16 protein-coding genes and 2 riboswitches are annotated in these 16832 nt (G+C 37.4%); of the genes, 11 read left to right on the forward strand and 5 right to left on the reverse strand.

Annotation, left to right across the window (positions count from 1 at the left end; translation table 11 throughout):
• From CD31_RS22650 to CD31_RS01920, 10 genes are all read left to right on the forward strand, one after another.
• Window positions 1–1365, forward strand: a 1365-nt coding sequence (locus tag CD31_RS22650; RefSeq protein WP_176408537.1) for an InlB B-repeat-containing protein, incomplete at its 5' end; no start/stop codon positions are given.
• A 98-nt stretch (window positions 1366–1463) separates the two neighbouring features.
• Complete coding sequence (locus tag CD31_RS01880) at window positions 1464–1748, forward strand: hypothetical protein (protein ID WP_036075361.1); 285 nt, start codon at window positions 1464–1466, stop codon at window positions 1746–1748.
• Between the two features lie 117 nt (window positions 1749–1865).
• Window positions 1866–2561, forward strand: coding sequence for a response regulator transcription factor (locus CD31_RS01885; protein WP_016993547.1), 696 nt, complete (start codon window positions 1866–1868; stop codon window positions 2559–2561).
• Window positions 2551–3846, forward strand: coding sequence for a sensor histidine kinase (locus CD31_RS01890; protein ID WP_036075363.1), 1296 nt, complete (start codon window positions 2551–2553; stop codon window positions 3844–3846). Before CD31_RS01885 ends, CD31_RS01890 begins: the two co-directional genes overlap by 11 nt.
• Entirely contained in the window at window positions 3843–4514 is a 672-nt protein-coding gene (locus CD31_RS01895; protein WP_036075364.1) for a PepSY domain-containing protein, read from the forward strand. The genes CD31_RS01890 and CD31_RS01895 overlap by 4 nt, the downstream gene beginning before the upstream one ends.
• A 90-nt stretch (window positions 4515–4604) precedes the next feature.
• Window positions 4605–5129 carry a PepSY domain-containing protein gene (locus CD31_RS01900; RefSeq protein WP_244905105.1) on the forward strand — a complete coding sequence of 175 codons (525 nt, stop codon included), beginning with the start codon at window positions 4605–4607 and terminating at the stop codon, window positions 5127–5129.
• Window positions 5130–5341: 212 nt separating this feature from the next.
• Window positions 5342–5491: riboswitch (cyclic di-AMP (ydaO/yuaA leader) on the forward strand.
• A 118-nt stretch (window positions 5492–5609) separates the two neighbouring features.
• Window positions 5610–7433 carry an APC family permease gene (locus tag CD31_RS01905; protein ID WP_036075366.1) on the forward strand — a complete coding sequence of 608 codons (1824 nt, stop codon included), beginning with the start codon at window positions 5610–5612 and terminating at the stop codon, window positions 7431–7433.
• A gap of 164 nt (window positions 7434–7597) precedes the next feature.
• A riboswitch (purine riboswitch) is annotated at window positions 7598–7699 on the forward strand.
• Window positions 7700–7834: 135 nt separating this feature from the next.
• Entirely contained in the window at window positions 7835–8419 is a 585-nt protein-coding gene (locus CD31_RS01910; protein WP_026023439.1) for a xanthine phosphoribosyltransferase, read from the forward strand.
• Entirely contained in the window at window positions 8419–9717 is a 1299-nt protein-coding gene (locus CD31_RS01915) for a nucleobase:cation symporter-2 family protein (RefSeq protein ID WP_036075370.1), read from the forward strand. Before CD31_RS01910 ends, CD31_RS01915 begins: the two co-directional genes overlap by 1 nt.
• A 306-nt stretch (window positions 9718–10023) precedes the next feature.
• Window positions 10024–10545 (forward strand): DUF2179 domain-containing protein, encoded by a 522-nt coding sequence (locus CD31_RS01920; protein ID WP_004227692.1) that lies wholly within the window; start codon window positions 10024–10026, stop codon window positions 10543–10545.
• 50 nt (window positions 10546–10595) lie between these two features.
• Here CD31_RS01920 and CD31_RS01925 read toward each other — a convergent pair whose 3' ends face one another.
• A complete protein-coding gene (locus CD31_RS01925; RefSeq protein ID WP_036075376.1) occupies window positions 10596–11885 on the reverse strand; it encodes a DUF2252 domain-containing protein in 1290 nt (429 codons plus the stop codon).
• A 181-nt stretch (window positions 11886–12066) separates the two neighbouring features.
• On the opposite strand from CD31_RS01925, the gene CD31_RS01930 reads away from it, so the two are divergent.
• The gene (locus CD31_RS01930; RefSeq protein WP_016991751.1) at window positions 12067–12636 is read left to right on the forward strand and encodes a YitT family protein; all 570 of its coding nucleotides are present in this window, start codon (window positions 12067–12069) and stop codon (window positions 12634–12636) included.
• Window positions 12637–12669: 33 nt separating this feature from the next.
• Here the strand turns inward: CD31_RS01930 and CD31_RS01935 are convergent, their stop codons facing one another.
• The 4 genes from CD31_RS01935 to CD31_RS01950 form a co-directional block, all read right to left on the reverse strand.
• On the reverse strand, window positions 12670–13566 hold the full coding sequence (locus CD31_RS01935; RefSeq protein WP_016991752.1) for a DMT family transporter: 897 nt from the start codon (window positions 13564–13566) through the stop codon (window positions 12670–12672).
• A gap of 103 nt (window positions 13567–13669) precedes the next feature.
• Entirely contained in the window at window positions 13670–14830 is a 1161-nt protein-coding gene (locus CD31_RS01940) for a PucR family transcriptional regulator (RefSeq protein ID WP_036075381.1), read from the reverse strand.
• 147 nt (window positions 14831–14977) lie between these two features.
• On the reverse strand, window positions 14978–16396 hold the full coding sequence (locus CD31_RS01945) for an amidase (protein WP_036075384.1): 1419 nt from the start codon (window positions 16394–16396) through the stop codon (window positions 14978–14980).
• Window positions 16386–16571: a hypothetical protein gene (locus CD31_RS01950; RefSeq protein WP_009373346.1), complete on the reverse strand. Its 186-nt coding sequence runs from the start codon at window positions 16569–16571 to the stop codon at window positions 16386–16388. Before CD31_RS01950 ends, CD31_RS01945 begins: the two co-directional genes overlap by 11 nt.
• Between the last annotated feature and the right edge of the window lie 261 nt (window positions 16572–16832).

Genomic DNA, 16832 nt, shown 5'->3' on the forward strand with positions numbered 1-16832 from the left:
ACAATCTTGTATGCCAAATGGGAAAAGGTAGCCGTACAATATACGCTGGGTTTCGAAACAAATGGAGGTAGCGCAGTAGTATCACAGAAGGTAACTAAAGATACCTTAGCAATAAAGCCAGCAAACCCAACAAAGGTAGGCTATGAATTTGCAGATTGGTATATGGATCCCGCATTCAGTAAACCATGGAATTTTACAACGGATAAGGTAACTAAAAATACAATCTTGTATGCCAAATGGGAAAAGATAGTCGCACAGTATACAGTGAATTTTGAAACGAACGGGGGAAGTGCGATTCCGTCTCAAAAAGTTACTGACAAAGCTAAAGTGACTAAGCCAACAAACCCAACAAAGGCAGGTTATATATTGATAGGGTGGTATAAAGATGAAACGTTGAATATCCCATGGGATTTTGATATAGACGTGATAACAGAAAATTTAACTTTGTATGCCAAATGGGAAAAGCTATCCATGCAATATACAGTAGATTTTGAAACGAATGGAGGTAGCACAGTAACATCACAGAAGGTAACTAATGATACCTTGGCAACAAGGCCAGTAGATCCAACAAAGGCAGGTTATATATTTACAGGCTGGTATAAGGATATTGTACTGACGATACCATGGGATTTTTCTAAGGATGTAGTGAAGTCCAATATCACCTTATATGCCCATTGGGTAACAGACGGTTCATCGGGTGGTGGAGGAAGTATATCTCCGAATCCATCACCAAAACCAGAGCCAAACATACCTGAAAAACAAGAACCTAAACCTGAAGAACAAAAACCTAAACCTGAAGAACCAATTGATCCACAACCAACAGAGCCAACACCCCTACAAGAGCCAGATATCATCTTTTCAGATATTTCTCAAGGACATTGGGCCTGGGCGATGATTCAGGAGATGGCAAAGCAGAGCATTATTACAGGCTATGAAGATGGCACCTTCAAGCCAAATGCACCAATTCAGCGCCAGCATGCTGCCCTGATATTGACAAGAGCATTAGAGCTAGAACCGAAAAAAGATGCGCAAGAATTTAACGATATACCTAAAAGCCATCTCTATTTTGAGGTAATCGATCAGGTGCAACAAGCAGGTCTGTTTGAAGGCATAGATGGGAACTTCCAGCCAACTACTAATATGACACGCGCTCAAATGGCAAAAGTATTAGTTCTTGCCTTTAATTTAACTTCATCGAATAAAGATACTTTCAAGGATGTGCCAAAAACACACTGGGCACACAACTTTATCGCTATACTCGCAGGAAATGGGGTCACAATTGGAGATAATGGCAACTTTAGACCAAATGATCCTGTAACACGTGCGGAGTTTGTAGCATTTTTGTATAGAGCTTTGCATCAATAATAAAAAAACTCACCAATGGCTATCCATAAAGCTTTTGGTGAGATTTTTTTGTTCAAATTATTAACATTACTCAATAGTGCGTAAGGATGTAAATTATTATGCTAATAGAAAAGGAAGTGTTTCTATTGAAAATCGTTCGTCTTACCTTCTTCATACTATTCATAAGTTTAGCTTTTGTATCGATTAAAATTTCAATTAAAACAGATGAAAGGAATTATGATTGGCGTAATAACTCTGATGGTACAGTGACAATTATTCATTACAATGGTCCGCATCTGGAGTTTCCCTTTCCAAGCCGTTTAAATGGCAAAAAAGTTGCTAAGGTAAGCTCAGGAATTTTTGAGAAACGAGATATTTACAGCTTTTTACCGAAAGTTTATTAGTTAAAGAAATACCCTGTGTCAAAAAAGAAATGTATTGTCTTTCTCATCATTTTCTAATTAGACTTTCACCACTTGTATCGTATACGATGAAAAGAAAAGGCGAAGGACGGATTCGACATGACACATCGAATTTTAATTATAGAAGATGAAGAAAATATTGCGAGAGTACTACAACTGGAGCTTCAATTTGAAGGATATGAGGCAGCAATGGCTCATACAGGAGCAGAAGGCTTATTACAATACCGTGAGCAGCAATGGGATTTAATTTTACTTGATATCATGCTACCTGAGATGAGCGGTATTGATGTGCTAAAGCGTATTCGTGCAACAGAATCCCAAACACCTGTTATCATGCTAACTGCCAAAAGTGAGGTAGAGGATAAGGTAAAGGGCTTGGATTTAGGAGCCAATGATTACGTGACAAAGCCTTTTGAAATTGAGGAGCTGCTGGCACGCATACGCAATGCACTACGATTTTCGCAGAAGGTCAGCCCAAAGCAAGTTGCTCTTACATTTGGCCATTTATCGATAAACGAGCAAACAAGGGAAGTTGTATATTTTGATAAGGAAATTCAGTTGACACCTCGTGAATACGATTTGTTGTTCTATTTACTGAAGCATCCTAAACAAGTACTGACAAGGGAGCAAATATTAGAGGCTGTGTGGGGCTATGATTATTATGGGGATACAAATGTTGTGGATGTTTATATACGTTATGTACGACAAAAGCTTGAAGCTGCTAATCCCACACCTCTTATCCAAACAGTTCGAGGTGTGGGGTATGTGCTAAAGGAACATAGTTATGAGACTTAAAACAAAAATTCATCTACTAACAACATTGCTTATGCTAGTTATAGTAGTGGCAACAAATAGTGGAATTTATTTGTTATATGAGAAATTTGCCTATGATACGGAATATAATCAGCTCCAGTCACGGGCAAATGAGTTAAGCTCCACACTGAGTCAGTTAAATGCACAAACCAACCTACAGCAAGTATTAAGAGCATATATGCCAACAGATGGTGCTGTTTATATTTATGAAGGTGAACGTTTGAAAACGAAGGTTCAGGCTACACTTGAAATGCAAAAGGCACCTTCCATTACCTACACATTGCCTGCTATTTGGATAGACGGAACGGTGGTGGACATTACATTACAGCAATCTATGGAAGAAGTAGAGCGGACTTTAGATTTGTTAAAGGTCATCTTAGTTGTTGTATCTTTCGTGGCAACGATTCCAATTTTCCTAGCGAGCTTGGTACTTGGGCGACTTATTTTATTACCGCTAGAACGTTTAAATGAGACCATGCGCAAAAGTGCATCTACTGGGAAATATGAAAAAATAGATACCACAGAAAAAGGTGGGGACGAGTTAACAAACATTAACCGCACTTTTAATATGATGATGGAGAAGCTTGAACAGCATTATCAAAAACAACAAGAATTTGTATCAAATGCCTCCCATGAGTTAAAAACGCCTATAACTGTTATTGAAAGTTATGCAAAACTACTCCTAAGAAGAGGTTTTGATAATCGGGAGGTTGCTCAGGAATCCTTACAAGCCATTGCCAATGAATCATCTCGTATGCATGAAATGGTGTTGCAATTGCTAGAACTAGCTAAAAACAAAGAGCAATTGGACGTTCATTTCGAACAACTAGAGCTTGTCCCGTTCTTAAATAAAGTAGCTTCACAAATGGAACAGGCTTATCATCGAACATTTAGAATTGATGCGCAGATTCCAAAATTTATTTATAGTGATGAAAAAATATTGAAGCAGCTCCTCTTTATTTTGCTTGATAATGCTAGGAAGTATAGTGAGGATGAAGTCCATATTCTAGCCACAGAAACAACTAATCAAGTACGTATTACCATCCAAGATTTTGGTATGGGTATTCCTGCAGAGCATATTCCTCATTTGTTTGAACGTTTTTATCGTGTAACAGAGGATCGTAATCGTAAAACAGGTGGTTCAGGCCTTGGACTAGCAATAGCACATGAGCTGGCACAAAAATTAGGTATAACGATAGATGTGAAAAGTAAGCTAGGGGAAGGCTCAAGCTTTACTTTATGTATTCAAAAGGAGGGGCAGCAATGAAAAAGTGGATGTTGATAATTGTTGTTATTATCCTTCTTTGTAGTGGAGTAATTTGGTTTGTTCAACATCGTTATTTTTACGTTCAACCTCTTAGTGAAGCGGAGGCTATTCGCCATATTGAGACTATCTATAATGGTCATGTTACACATGTGGAAAAACAAGGGAATACCTTTGAAATGCTTTTTACGCGAGAGGATGTTAAGTATGCAGCTATACTTGATGTTACGACACAACAGGTGACTGATCTAATCATGAAAGAAGGACAAAGTAAATTACTGTTAACTGAAAAGCAGATTAGACAAATGGTTAAAAAGGAATATGGAGATGTAGAAAGCGTTATGCTTACAGGCTCCATTTACACTGTGCGTGTTGATAATGAGAAAATGCAGAAGGATTTAACACTTGATGGTTATACTGGCGAACTACTGGCAGAGAAAAAGGTTGAGCCACAAGAACAACCTATCGAAGAGCCTATTATTACTGAGCAACAGGCCATTCAAATAGCCCTTAAGCAATTAAAGGGTGAAGTGGATTCAGTTGATTTTGAAGAAACCTCAGAGGGTGGTTACTATTTAGTCGAGATTGAAACGCAGGAGGACGAAGCTACATTTCAAATTCATGCTGTTTCAGGAAAAGTACTGTCTGTGACATGGGATGACGATCATTAAATCATTCTCATGAAATTCTAATGTTCCTCTTATAGTTCTATCATCTTCACTTGGTAAGCTAAGTTTAGATAAAACAAAGGAGAGATGAACATGAAAAACATGAAAAAAATGATAATGATTCCAGCACTAGTAATTACTCTTGGAGTGGGAGTAGCGATTGGCTCGACGACTTTATTATCAGGAAATGCCCAAGAAAAAAAGGTCTTATCCATGCAGGAAATTGAGAAGAAAGCGCTCGCGGTAGTGGATGGAACAGTTGCAAAGATCGAATTTGATCAAAATCAGTTTAGCTCTATTTATGAAGTAGAGGTGCATACAGATACAGAAGAATATGATTTGAAATTTGATGCTTATAGTGGAAAATTACTCAAGCAGAAAAAGGAACCTCTTGATGGAGATGATTGGGATGATCATATTCCTGCTACAACAAAAATAATTACAAAAGAGCAGGCTATCAAGACAGCCCAAACAAAAGCAAACGGTAAAGTGACAAAAATTAAGCTCGATGATGGTGTATATGAAATTGAATTGAAAGACGGTCAAAATGAATACGAAGTAGACGTGGATGCAGTCTCTGGGAGCATAATAGACTTTGAACAAGGCTACGATGACTAATTTAATGAGCTGTCTTAAAGGTAGAACATCCCTTTAAGGCAGTTTTTATTGTTTGTATTGTGGGTATATACTAGGTATTCAGGAAATTTTATTTAAGAGGCAGTTATTTAAATGTTCAAAAAAGCCTATGCTTATACTCAAAAAAAAGAAAAATTTTCTTCTTTACTTTTTCAATTAGCAGGCGTAATATGACATCATTATAAAAGTTTCAAATTTCTAAATCGCTGAAGCAACTAGACGCGGGGGAACCAATTTTGACGGATGGCATAGCCATTCTTGGGGTGAATCTCTTCCTTTTGGAGGAGTAGGGCAACTCAGGCCCGAATCCGACAGCTAACCTCGTAAGCGTTAAGAGCAGAAAAGTGGAGCTTGGCAGACGGATGAGCGTCTACAAGTCTTATTTAGTGATGACTTGTAGACGTTTTTTGATGTTATTTAGAAAGGCGAAACACATTCTATGAAACCAGAAGGTGTTTATCAATGAAATCCTCATTCAAACGTTATGTAATCGGCAAACCATTAAGATCCGATGCGTTAGGGGAACAAAAGCTAAGTAAAACAAAGGCATTGGCCATATTATCGTCCGATGCGTTGTCGTCAGTAGCCTATGGACCAGAACAAATTTTAATTGTCCTGATGACGGTAGGTACAATGGCGTTTTGGTATTCCTTACCTATTGCCGCTGGAGTGGTTATTCTACTCGTGGCACTAATTTTATCCTATCGTCAAGTTATCTTCGCCTATCCACATGGGGGAGGCGCCTATGTCGTATCACGAGAAAATTTAGGCGTGAATGCAGGTCTTGTGGCTGGGGGTTCTTTGCTTGTTGATTATATTTTAACGGTAGCAGTAAGTGTGTCAGCTGGGACAGATGCCATTACATCTGCATTTCCAAGTCTTCACCCTTACAATGTACCCATTGCTATTATATTTGTGATTTTCTTAACAATTTTAAACCTGCGAGGTGTAACAGAGTTGGCATCTATCTTGGCGTATCCAGTTTATCTATTTGTAGGCATTATGCTATTGCTAATCGGGGTTGGGCTCTATAATGTAGCAACTGGACAGGTGCCTGCAGAATTGCATCCAAAGATTGGTACACCAGTGGCAGGGATTAGCCTATTTATTTTATTAAAGGCATTTGCATCAGGAAGCTCAGCGTTAACAGGGGTAGAGGCTATTTCTAACGCCATACCTAATTTTAGAAATCCTGCTCCTAATAATGCTGCTAAAACGCTTTTAGCAATGGGCGGCATTTTAGCCGTTTTATTCATCGGAATTGTTAGTCTAGCTTATTTTTATGGGATTGCACCAACAGCAGAAGCAACAGTTGTTTCCCAACTTGCAGAAGCTAGTGTTGGTCGGAATTTCCTTTATTATATTGTACAGGGGACTACGGCAATGATTTTAGTACTTGCCGCAAACACAGGATACTCAGCATTTCCATTGCTTGCTGTGAATTTATCGAAGGATGGTTTTATTCCGAGAATCTTCCAAATTCGAGGGGACCGTCTTGGCTATTCAAATGGCATTTTAATGCTAGGTGTTGCAGCCATTGTTTTAATTATCTTATTTGACGGGGCCACAGAGCATTTGATTCCTCTTTATGCAGTAGGTGTATTTATTCCCTTTACATTAGCGCAAACAGGAATGATGCGAAAATGGTGGCGCGAAAAACCTAAAGGTTGGGTAGCGAGATTTACGATCAATACGATTGGGGCAGCTATCTCTTTCATCGTAGCAATGATGTTTTTTGTGACAAAAATGCCTCAAGTTTGGCCAGTGTTTATCTTTTTACCAATTATTATTTTTGTATTCCATCGCATTAAGCACCATTATCAAGCTGTTGGAGAACAGTTAAGATTAAATCATGAGGAACTGGCTACTATTGAGGGGAATGTTTTCATTGTGCCAGTAGCTGGTATAACAAAGGTGGTCGAAAACTCCCTACATTATGCTAAATCGCTCAAGGTTGATAAAGTAATCGCCTTTTATGTAGCTTTCGATCAAGCAGAAGCGAAAGCTTTTGAAGAGAAATGGAATTCATGGCAACCTGATGTACGATTAGTTACTTACTATTCACCATATCGAAGCATTACACAGCCATTAATTAAATTTATTGATAAAGTAGAACATCAATGTACAAAGACAGGTCATAAAGTAACGGTTGTTATCCCTCAATTCTTACCGAAAAAAGGGTGGCATCATATGCTACACAACCAATCGAGTCTTCTCATTCGTACATCCCTGTTATTTCACAGAAATGTCGTCATTATGACAGTACCGTTCCATTTATCAAAATAATGCTAGCAAGCTAGAAAATAGTCTGCTATAATCAGTACGTTGATTGAAAACACGAACGTTTACAATTAAAAAGTTCCAGAATACCATTAAATTCCGAAAAATCAAACTTTTTTTGGTGAGAGATAGTAGCCCTTACCGAATAAAGTGATAAATTGGTTATTCTGATAGTTTCATACAAATCCACTCATATAATAGCGAGAATAGGGCTCGCAAGTTTCTACCGATTTACCGTAAATGAATCGACTATGGGTAGCAATGCTTTTAGAGAACTTCAATTTTAATGATGTTTTCTATTCATTTCGACGTTTTTGCGCTGAATGCTTTGCTCCACTCGTAGCAGAATGGAATCAAAGTATTCAGCGTTTTTTTATAATTTTTTACGAAAGAAGGATATGAAAGAAATGAAGTTATTACAAGACAAAATCATGCAAGAGGGTAAAGTATTATCTTCATCCGTATTAAAAGTTGATTCATTTTTAAACCATCAAATTGATCCGATGCTTATGAAGGAAATTGGTCATGAATTCGCAAATCGCTTCTCTGATCAAGTGATTACAAAGATTTTAACAATTGAATCTTCAGGTATCGCTCCTTCTGTCATGTTAGGACTAGAAATCGGTGCACCGGTAGTGTTCGCTCGTAAACGTAAATCATTAACACTTTCAGATAACCTTTACACATCAAAAGTACATTCATTTACAAAAAATGAAACAAATGATATTTCTGTATCACGTAATTTTTTAAGTGAAGACGACAATATTTTAATTGTAGATGATTTCTTAGCAAATGGTGAAGCTGTCAAAGGCTTACTTGATATAGCTGCACAAGCGGGTGCGAATGTTGTGGGAGTTGGAATTGTTATTGAAAAGGGCTTCCAAGATGGCGGAAAATTATTACGTGAGCAAGGTGTTCGCGTTGAGTCATTAGCGATTGTAGATTCTCTTGAAGATGGCAAAGTAACATTTGCTACGGAGGCTCGCGCGTAATGAATACCTTTAAATCGACTGCGCTAGCGATTCAACATTTACTTGCAATGTATGCTGGAGCCATCTTAGTGCCACTGATTATTGGTGGAGCAATTGGCTTCGATTCAACACAAATGACGTATTTAGTAGCGATTGATATTATGATGTGCGGGATCGCTACACTTTTACAAGTTTATTCAGGTAAATTCATTGGTATCGGCTTGCCTGTAGTACTTGGCTGTACATTCACAGCGGTAAGTCCAATTATTGCAATTGGTACAAACCCAGAGCAGGGTATTACAGACATTTATGGTTCTATTATTGCCTCTGGTGTAATTGTAATGATAATTGCAGGCTTCTTCGGAAAGCTTGTAAAATTCTTCCCACCAGTCGTAACAGGGTCAGTTGTTTCAATTATCGGTATTTCCTTATTACCAGTAGCGTTAAACAATATGGCGGGTGGACAAGGTGCTGAGGACTTTGCCTCTGCTTCTAATGTAGCTTTAGCCTTTATTACATTGGTTATCATTTTAGTCGTTTATCGCTTTTCTACAGGCTTTGTTCGTGCTATTTCTATTCTGATTGGATTAGTAGTAGGTACCGTTTTAGGTGCCTTCATGGACAAAGTGGATTTCACGCCAGTAGCAGATGCTAATGTATTTCACATGGTACAACCTTTCTACTTTGGCATGCCAACATTTGATGTAACGGCAATTATTACTATGACACTTGTAGCAATGGTATCTTTAGTAGAATCATCTGGTGTCTATTTTGCGCTAAGTGATATTTGTAATAAAAAATTAGATTCAAAAGATTTAGCTCGTGGCTACCGTTCAGAAGGTCTAGCTTCAGTAATCGGTGGTATTTTCAATGCCTTCCCATACACAACATTCTCACAAAACGTGGGACTAACGCGTATGTCAGGCGTAAAAGACCGCAAAGTCATTTACATTACAGGTGGTCTACTTGTAGCACTTGGCTTCCTGCCAAAAATCGCAGCATTAACAACGATTATTCCAACGTCTGTACTGGGTGCGGCAATGCTAGCGATGTTCGGTATGGTAATTACACAAGGTATGGGGATGCTAGTACCTGTTATGAATGAATCAGCAGAAAACGCGATGATTGCTGCGATTGCAGTAAGTTTAGGTGTCGGTGTATCAGTGGTTCCTGGCATTTTTGATGCACTGCCAACAAGCGTTTCAATCTTAACGTCAAATGGTATTGTTTGTGGTTCAGTCACAGCGATTATTCTAAATATTTTATTCAACATGATTGGGCCAAAGCATAAAAAAGACCCGATGCATGGGGAAGTGTAAAAAGATAATTAAATAACATTCATCTAAATATCCTACATATTTTGATGAATAGAATAGTGTCACCTACTTTTATCTATTGATTTAGATTTCAGGAGGTGCCACTTTTTTGTCGTTATGGATTGTATGTTTTTAACTATTGATAGAGGTTTTAGTTAAAATTTGTTCCTTAAAATAACTCTAGGCAGTCATATGGAATGTTTAACATTAGATTAAAAGGGAATTTAAAATAGAGTTGTTGAAATCGCATGTAACTCTCTCTTTCAACATATACTTATATAAAACTACTCTCAGAAAGGTCTAGCACAAATGCAAAGTATCGTTTTAATTTTAATCCTACAATTAGTATATGTACCTTTTTTAACATTACGAACAATATTTTTAGTAAAGAATATCACGTTCCTTGCTGCGATATTTGGGATGCTGGAGATGTTAGTATATGTATTTGGCCTTTCACTTGTTTTCAGCGGGAAGCAAAGTATGTTATCTATGGTTGTCTATGCTGTTGGGTTTGGCTTGGGTATATTTTTAGGAGCAAAAATAGAACGAAAGCTAGCGATAGGCTATGTTTATACAACCATTAATACGCAAAATAAGAATGAGGAGCTTGTGAAATTTCTTCGTAACGAAGGGTTTGCGGTCACGATTTATATCGGAGAAGGGCGAGATAGTAACCGCTATAAATATGAGATCTTAACGAAGAGGAATCGTGAAGGAGAGCTCTTTCAAATAGTAGAGCAATTTGAGCCGAATGCGTTTATTATCTCGTATGAGCCTAAATCATTCAAGGGCGGCTTTTTACTTGCTCGTATGAAGGCCAAGCAGAAATAATATTCAATATGAGAGGACCCTCGCTAAAAGCGAAGGTCCATTTTTACATATTACATAAATTTTGTTTCAACCCAGTTTTTGAATAAGTCATAATCTGTATAGACGGTTTCTTTGTAGCTCATTGCTTGTAAAATTGTATGTTCTATAAATACATTCTGTTCTTTACCGATTGCTTTTAAAATCTCCTCCTCGCTGTGATAGGTAAAAACATGAGAATAATCGATGTCAGCTCGTGCATGTATTTTAGCGGCAATTTTCCCTATAAGTGATGTTGTTGTAAAGTAATCCTCTACATCCTTATAGTTTTTAGGCTTAATCTTCTTTTTATAAGGAGAACGTTCTCGAATATAAAATTCCTGACCATTCATTGTAATAAAGGCTAAATGTGGATCCTCTAAGTGGTGCATGGCTTTTTGAGTTCCAACTACTCGTGCTCCTTGGTGCTCATAATGAGCCCAAAATAGATCCTGATAGGGAAGAAAGTAGGCAGGAATGGCTGTGCGTACTTCTTTCATTTCTAACACTAAATTTTCAACCCCTGATGCACCCTTTTCATCTTCCACTAAAATATAGTAACGTTTTAAACCGATTGAAGCTGTTCCAGAGCCATACTTATAAGCTATGTCCCTAATTTTATAAGTGGAAAGTGCGTTTGAAATGGAATTGTATTCTTCAGCAGTGACGGGTTGAATTTCTTCATTCCATAAGAAAGATCGTTCTCCATCTTCATTCAGATACGTAATATCCTGTAAAAAGTAAGATCTTGGGCGTTTCTCAAGCTTTTTTAATAACCTCTTTGCAGGTCCCTTTGTATTATCTTTTGTGAATATGAGTGTTAGAGGATCATCCTGTTTACGCTCAAATCGTTTTAGCTGATCGATATAACTGTTAAGGAAATGTTGAATAGCTGTTTCTTGAGTTGTTTTATGTAAGCCCTGCTCCTCTAAATAAAGTGCAATACTAACACTCATTCGAACAATATCGTATAAATAAGAGCCTACATAGCCCTCATCGAAATCATTGACATCAAAAACAATGGAGCCAGCTTCATTTTGAAAAGCACCGAAGTTATCCATATGCATGTCACCTTGAATCCAAGTTGGTTTTCTATCAGGAGTATGGAAGATTGAGGCGGATTTTGTCATATCAAAATAAAAGAGATAGGCACTTCCACGGAAAAAGCGAAATGGGCTTTCAAGCATTTTACGGTATTTCTCCAAGCGCTGTCCCTCTGTTAAACGCATTCGTTGAACATCGAACTCATCAAAGATTGTTTTTAATTGTTCTTGTCTTAAAAAAGTTCTAGTATGTTTAACTTGCTCCAATAAAGCATGCTCCATATCATAATCCCCTTTGTTAATTTAAAATTTATCTGTATATACGGAAATAAATTGAATAAGTTTCTAAGAAATTTAGCAAATGTACTCGATAAAAATGGCTAATCATCTAAGGTTATTTCATAACATGTTCAATAGCCTATTTTCATACTATAAGACATGCATAGACACGGAGGGGGGTTGTATGTATTTCTTTACAAAAAGTCTTGTCATTCTAATAGGAAGTATTTCATTGTCGTTAGGAATAAACTTATTTTTAACGCCTTATGAAATTTTAGATGGGGGAGTAGTGGGGTTAGCGCTAATATTACATTATTTATATAAGCTCCAAATTGGTTTAATGATTATTATCATTAGTATTCCAATTTTTATTATTGCGTGGTTTAAATATAAAACCTATTTTTACAATAGTATACATGGATTAATAACATCTTCCTTCATTATCGATTTTTTAAAGCCTGTCCGCAATCTTGTGCAAATTGATGCGCTTTATAGTGCCATTCTTGGAGGAATACTTGTAGGCTTTGGTATTGGTCTAATGCTGCGTTTTCAGACAAGCACAGGGGGGACTGACTTAATTGCACAATTTATCTGTGATAAAACGGGTATCAATGTTGGGATATTAATATTTTTTATTGATTCCATCGTGATTGTTATAGGCGGCTTCCTCCTATCCACCTCAACCTTGCTATTATCTATAATTACAGTGCTAGTTGTGGGGATTACGACAAGCATTATTACTAGTCGAGTTTGATAAACATAAAAAAAGTTCCAGTATAAACTGAAACTATTTGGGGGTCTGATTATCAAGTGCTTTCATTAGCTTCTTTTTTGGATGTGCAGGTTTCACTTCGGCAATTAGTATAGCTAGTAAAATAAGTACGGCACCAACGACCATACGGCTTGTTAGCATTTCATGCAAGAAGATAACGGATAAAACCATGCCGAAAAAAGATTCAGTTGATAGTATAATCGCAGCCTTTGTGGCAGTTGTATATTGATTGGCCACATTCTGGAAAAGATAAGCTATTGTCGTTGAAAAAATCCCTAAATAAACAAGAGAGTAAATTGCCTCTTTTTCAAGCGACGTAGGAATTTCACCTTGACTAATGATAACTAGAACACCTATAAAGGATGCTGTGAGAAACTGAATAATGGTTAGCGCAATGGCATCTTCTTTTTGAACAAAAAGGTTTGTACAAAAGATATCAAAGGCAAAAGCAACGGCACAAGCTAATGATAGGGCATCACCTATATTCATTGTCAATGAGCCTTGTAATGATAGAAAGCCAATGCCTACAATCGCCATGATCGAACCAATGATTTCGTAGCCATCGATACGACGTTTATAAACGGCATACGCTATTAAAGGGACAATGATGACATTTACTGCGGTTAAAAAGGCGTTTTTAGATGGTGTTGTATATTGCAGTCCGACAGTTTGAAGGGCAAACGCTATATACAAAATCGTACCTAATAAAGCTCCCTTCCAAATTACTGATTTCGAGGCCTTTTTTAATCGGGAGCCAAATAAAACAGTTAATATGATTGAAGCTAATAAAAATCTGCCAGCCATTACTTGATAAGCTGTTAAATATTCTAGAGCAATGGCCGTTACAACAAATCCACTACCCCACACGATTGCAGTAACTAATAGCATGCCATCAGCTATGTAAGTTTTCATGTTTTCTTCCTCCTAACTTCAATAGAATAGCATAAGAGAGAAGAAAAGAATTTAATTTTATTTCTAAATATTCAGGCGTTTTTTTGTACTTATTCCAAAGCGATTAGTCACTGTTCATTTTGCTATGTAATAAGTACAATTTAACGGCTGCAGCTAGGCGTTCATAAAAAACATAATCATTATCTACGGGTGCTACTAGCTGACGTATTTTAGCCATGCGATAGCGGATTGTATTTGGATGACAGAATTGTGCTACAGCAACTTCCTTAATATTTCCTTTTTTAATGATATAGGTTATGGCGGTCTCCATTAAGTCTGGATCAGCCTTTTTATCAAGTAAAGGGGCTAAAAAAGAGGTAACATAGTCCATTGCGAATACTGAATCTTTACGGTACAACTCGATTAATAAACAATCGGACGCGAGATTCTTATAATGACAGCTAGGGAGCATATCGATTTCAGCGAAAATATTAGCAAAAAAAGCTTCGCGTAATGCAATGGGAAATCCTGTCTGGGTATCATAGCAACTGCTATAGCCGAAAGTGATTGTATCAGTGGGTATGGCATATAATGCTAGCCATTCACGTAACACCCTTTCAAATTGGAACTGCTGAGATGAATGTGTCATGATAATAAATAGACTTTTTTTATAAGAACAAATCAAACCCGATTTTAATAGTGGCTCCAACGAGTGAAAGGACTGCATCCGGCTCTGGTGGATTGGATCACTTGCTCGTAAATTTGCTATAAATACATATTTTTCAAAGGGTTTATTGAGCTGTTGTAAAATGGATTTTATTTGCTCCTGTGTTACATCTTCCTCCATTAACCTTCGTAAAATCGTCTCTAAAAAGTAGGAATAATCCTGTGTCTTAGCATAAGCCATCGTTTCTAAAATGATTTTTTCAAAAAACTCATCTCCACCAAAGCGCAATATAGGGAAATTATGCTGCTCTGCATACGACAAAACTTCTTCAGGTAATTCCTTAAAAATAACAGGCTTATAGGCTAAAGCACTCGCCCCAAGCTCAATTAGATTTTTAACAGCATTGAATAAATACTCAGGCTTTTGCTTTGCAAATAATAAACTACTTAACACAACACTGTTGGGGGTAAAGATAGTATCCCTGACATGGTGGATATCAGGTGAAAATTCAAAGTCTAATATTTCTACATTTTGAACAGCTTTATTTAAGCCGTTGTGACCAGCAATAACAGTGAAGTCTTTTGTAATGGGTAGTTGTAAAAATTTTTCTACATTCATGAATGGATCATTGCCTTTCCTGTAGTAAGCTTCTAGCTTCTATTATAAAATTACTTGTTCATAAAAAACCATTAGTATGAATCCACCAAAAAAATCTGCTCATTCAGCGGTATACCGCGAAGTGAGCAGATTTCCAACACTTATCGTTTAGATATTAGCAAAAATATTTGGCTTTCTAGTTCTCTGCGGATTTGCTTGCTCAACTGCATAGCCAACATTTAAAATGCGTCCTTCTTTAAAGGCTGGACCAATAATTTGTAGACCTATTGGTAAGTTTCCTTTAAAGCCACAAGGAACTGAAAGGGCAGGTAAGCCTGTTAGGTTACTAGGGCCTGTAAAGCGGATAATATTATCAATTAAATCTACTTTTTGACCGTTTAACTCTGCGAAATCATCCCCAATTGTACTAGCTACAACAGGTAGGGTAGGGGTAATGAGCACATCTACCTCATTAAAAATCTCTGTAAACTCCTGCTTGATTTGACGACGTACCTGCTGAGCCTGTAAGTAATCGACTGCAGAAGGCAATTCACCAAGCTCAAATAGCAGACGAATATCGTCACCAAAATCTTGTGGTCTCTTTTGTAAATCTGAATGGTGTATAGCTGCTGCCTCTGAAAGGGATGTCACAAGCTCTGCCCATTCTGCATATTGTAGGGATGGAATACGCACTACTTCTACTTTAGCGCCTTGATCCACTAAGCTTTGAATACTCGCTCTAACAGCCTTCTCTACATCAGCATCAACATTTTTAAAGAAATATTCTTCATTGATACCAATTACTAGATCCTTGATATTGCCAGTAATCTGCTTCTCATAGTTGTCTATTGGAATATCAATGCAAGTAGGGTCTCGATGATCAAAACCAGCAATGATTTCGAGCAAGCCCGCTGCATCCTTAACGGTCTTTGTCATCGGGCCAATATGGTCTAAGCTCCATGCAAGCGGGTAGCAGCCATATTTACTTACACGACCGTGTGTAGGTTTTAAACCAACAATGCCGCAAGCAGAGGATGGGATTCGAATAGAGCCTGCTGTATCTGTACCTAGTGAAGCAACACTTGCTCCAGCTGCAACAGCTGCACCAGAGCCGCCACTTGAACCACCAGGAATTTTATCTAAATCCCATGGGTTACAAACAGGACCGTAATGAGGGTTGTTATTGGTAATTCCCCAGGCATATTCATGCATGCTTAACTTGCCAGTGAAAATAACACCAGCGTCACGAAGCTTTTCAACTACTGTCGCATCATAATCAGAAACGAAGTCCTTATGAATTTTTGAGGACATCGTTGTTATTTTATCTTTAAAATACAAGTTGTCCTTTAAGGCCATAGGTATCCCATGATACATACCCTTGTAATGACCTTGGAGAATTTCCTGTTCAACTTCTTTTGCCCTTGCTAAGGCTTCTTCCCGATAAAAAGCCATATAGGAATTAATTTTAGGCTGACTTTCCTCAGCAAAATCTAAAATAGCTTTCGTTAATTCCACGGGAGATAGCGTCTTTGATGCAAGTAAAGGTGCCAACTCTTCAACAGATTTTAAATGTAAATCAGTTGTCAATGTGATCACCTCCAGGAATACTACGTACGGCGATGTCTGCATCATCAATCGCAATACCTTCTAAATTGCTACGAAGGGACTGCATACCTTCCCAGCGTGTTTTTAATAGTTCAAGGTGTTCAGGTTTCGGTGTAATTCCTTTGTTCTCCAGTAATTGTTGAATAGACAAGCTCATTAACAGGATCCTCCCTTGAATAATTTTTATCTAAATAGGTTTCCCTATTAAGATCGATACAGTAAAAACACAAAAAAATATAATAGGTAATATAAACCTATTATTACAATCATACACTATTATTAGTTTATATCAAATAAATTATTTGAAATAGTTTTAATATTATGAAATATTTACTAGTCAAATGTTTTGTTAAATCGTATGTAGGAACTCGCTCTTTTTACATTCGATTCACAGTCTATTTACAATCAAAGCGTACAA

Origin of the sequence: Lysinibacillus boronitolerans JCM 21713 = 10a = NBRC 103108 (assembly GCF_000772935.1) — a bacterium.
Taxonomy (GTDB): Bacteria; Bacillota; Bacilli; order Bacillales_A; family Planococcaceae; genus Lysinibacillus; species Lysinibacillus boronitolerans.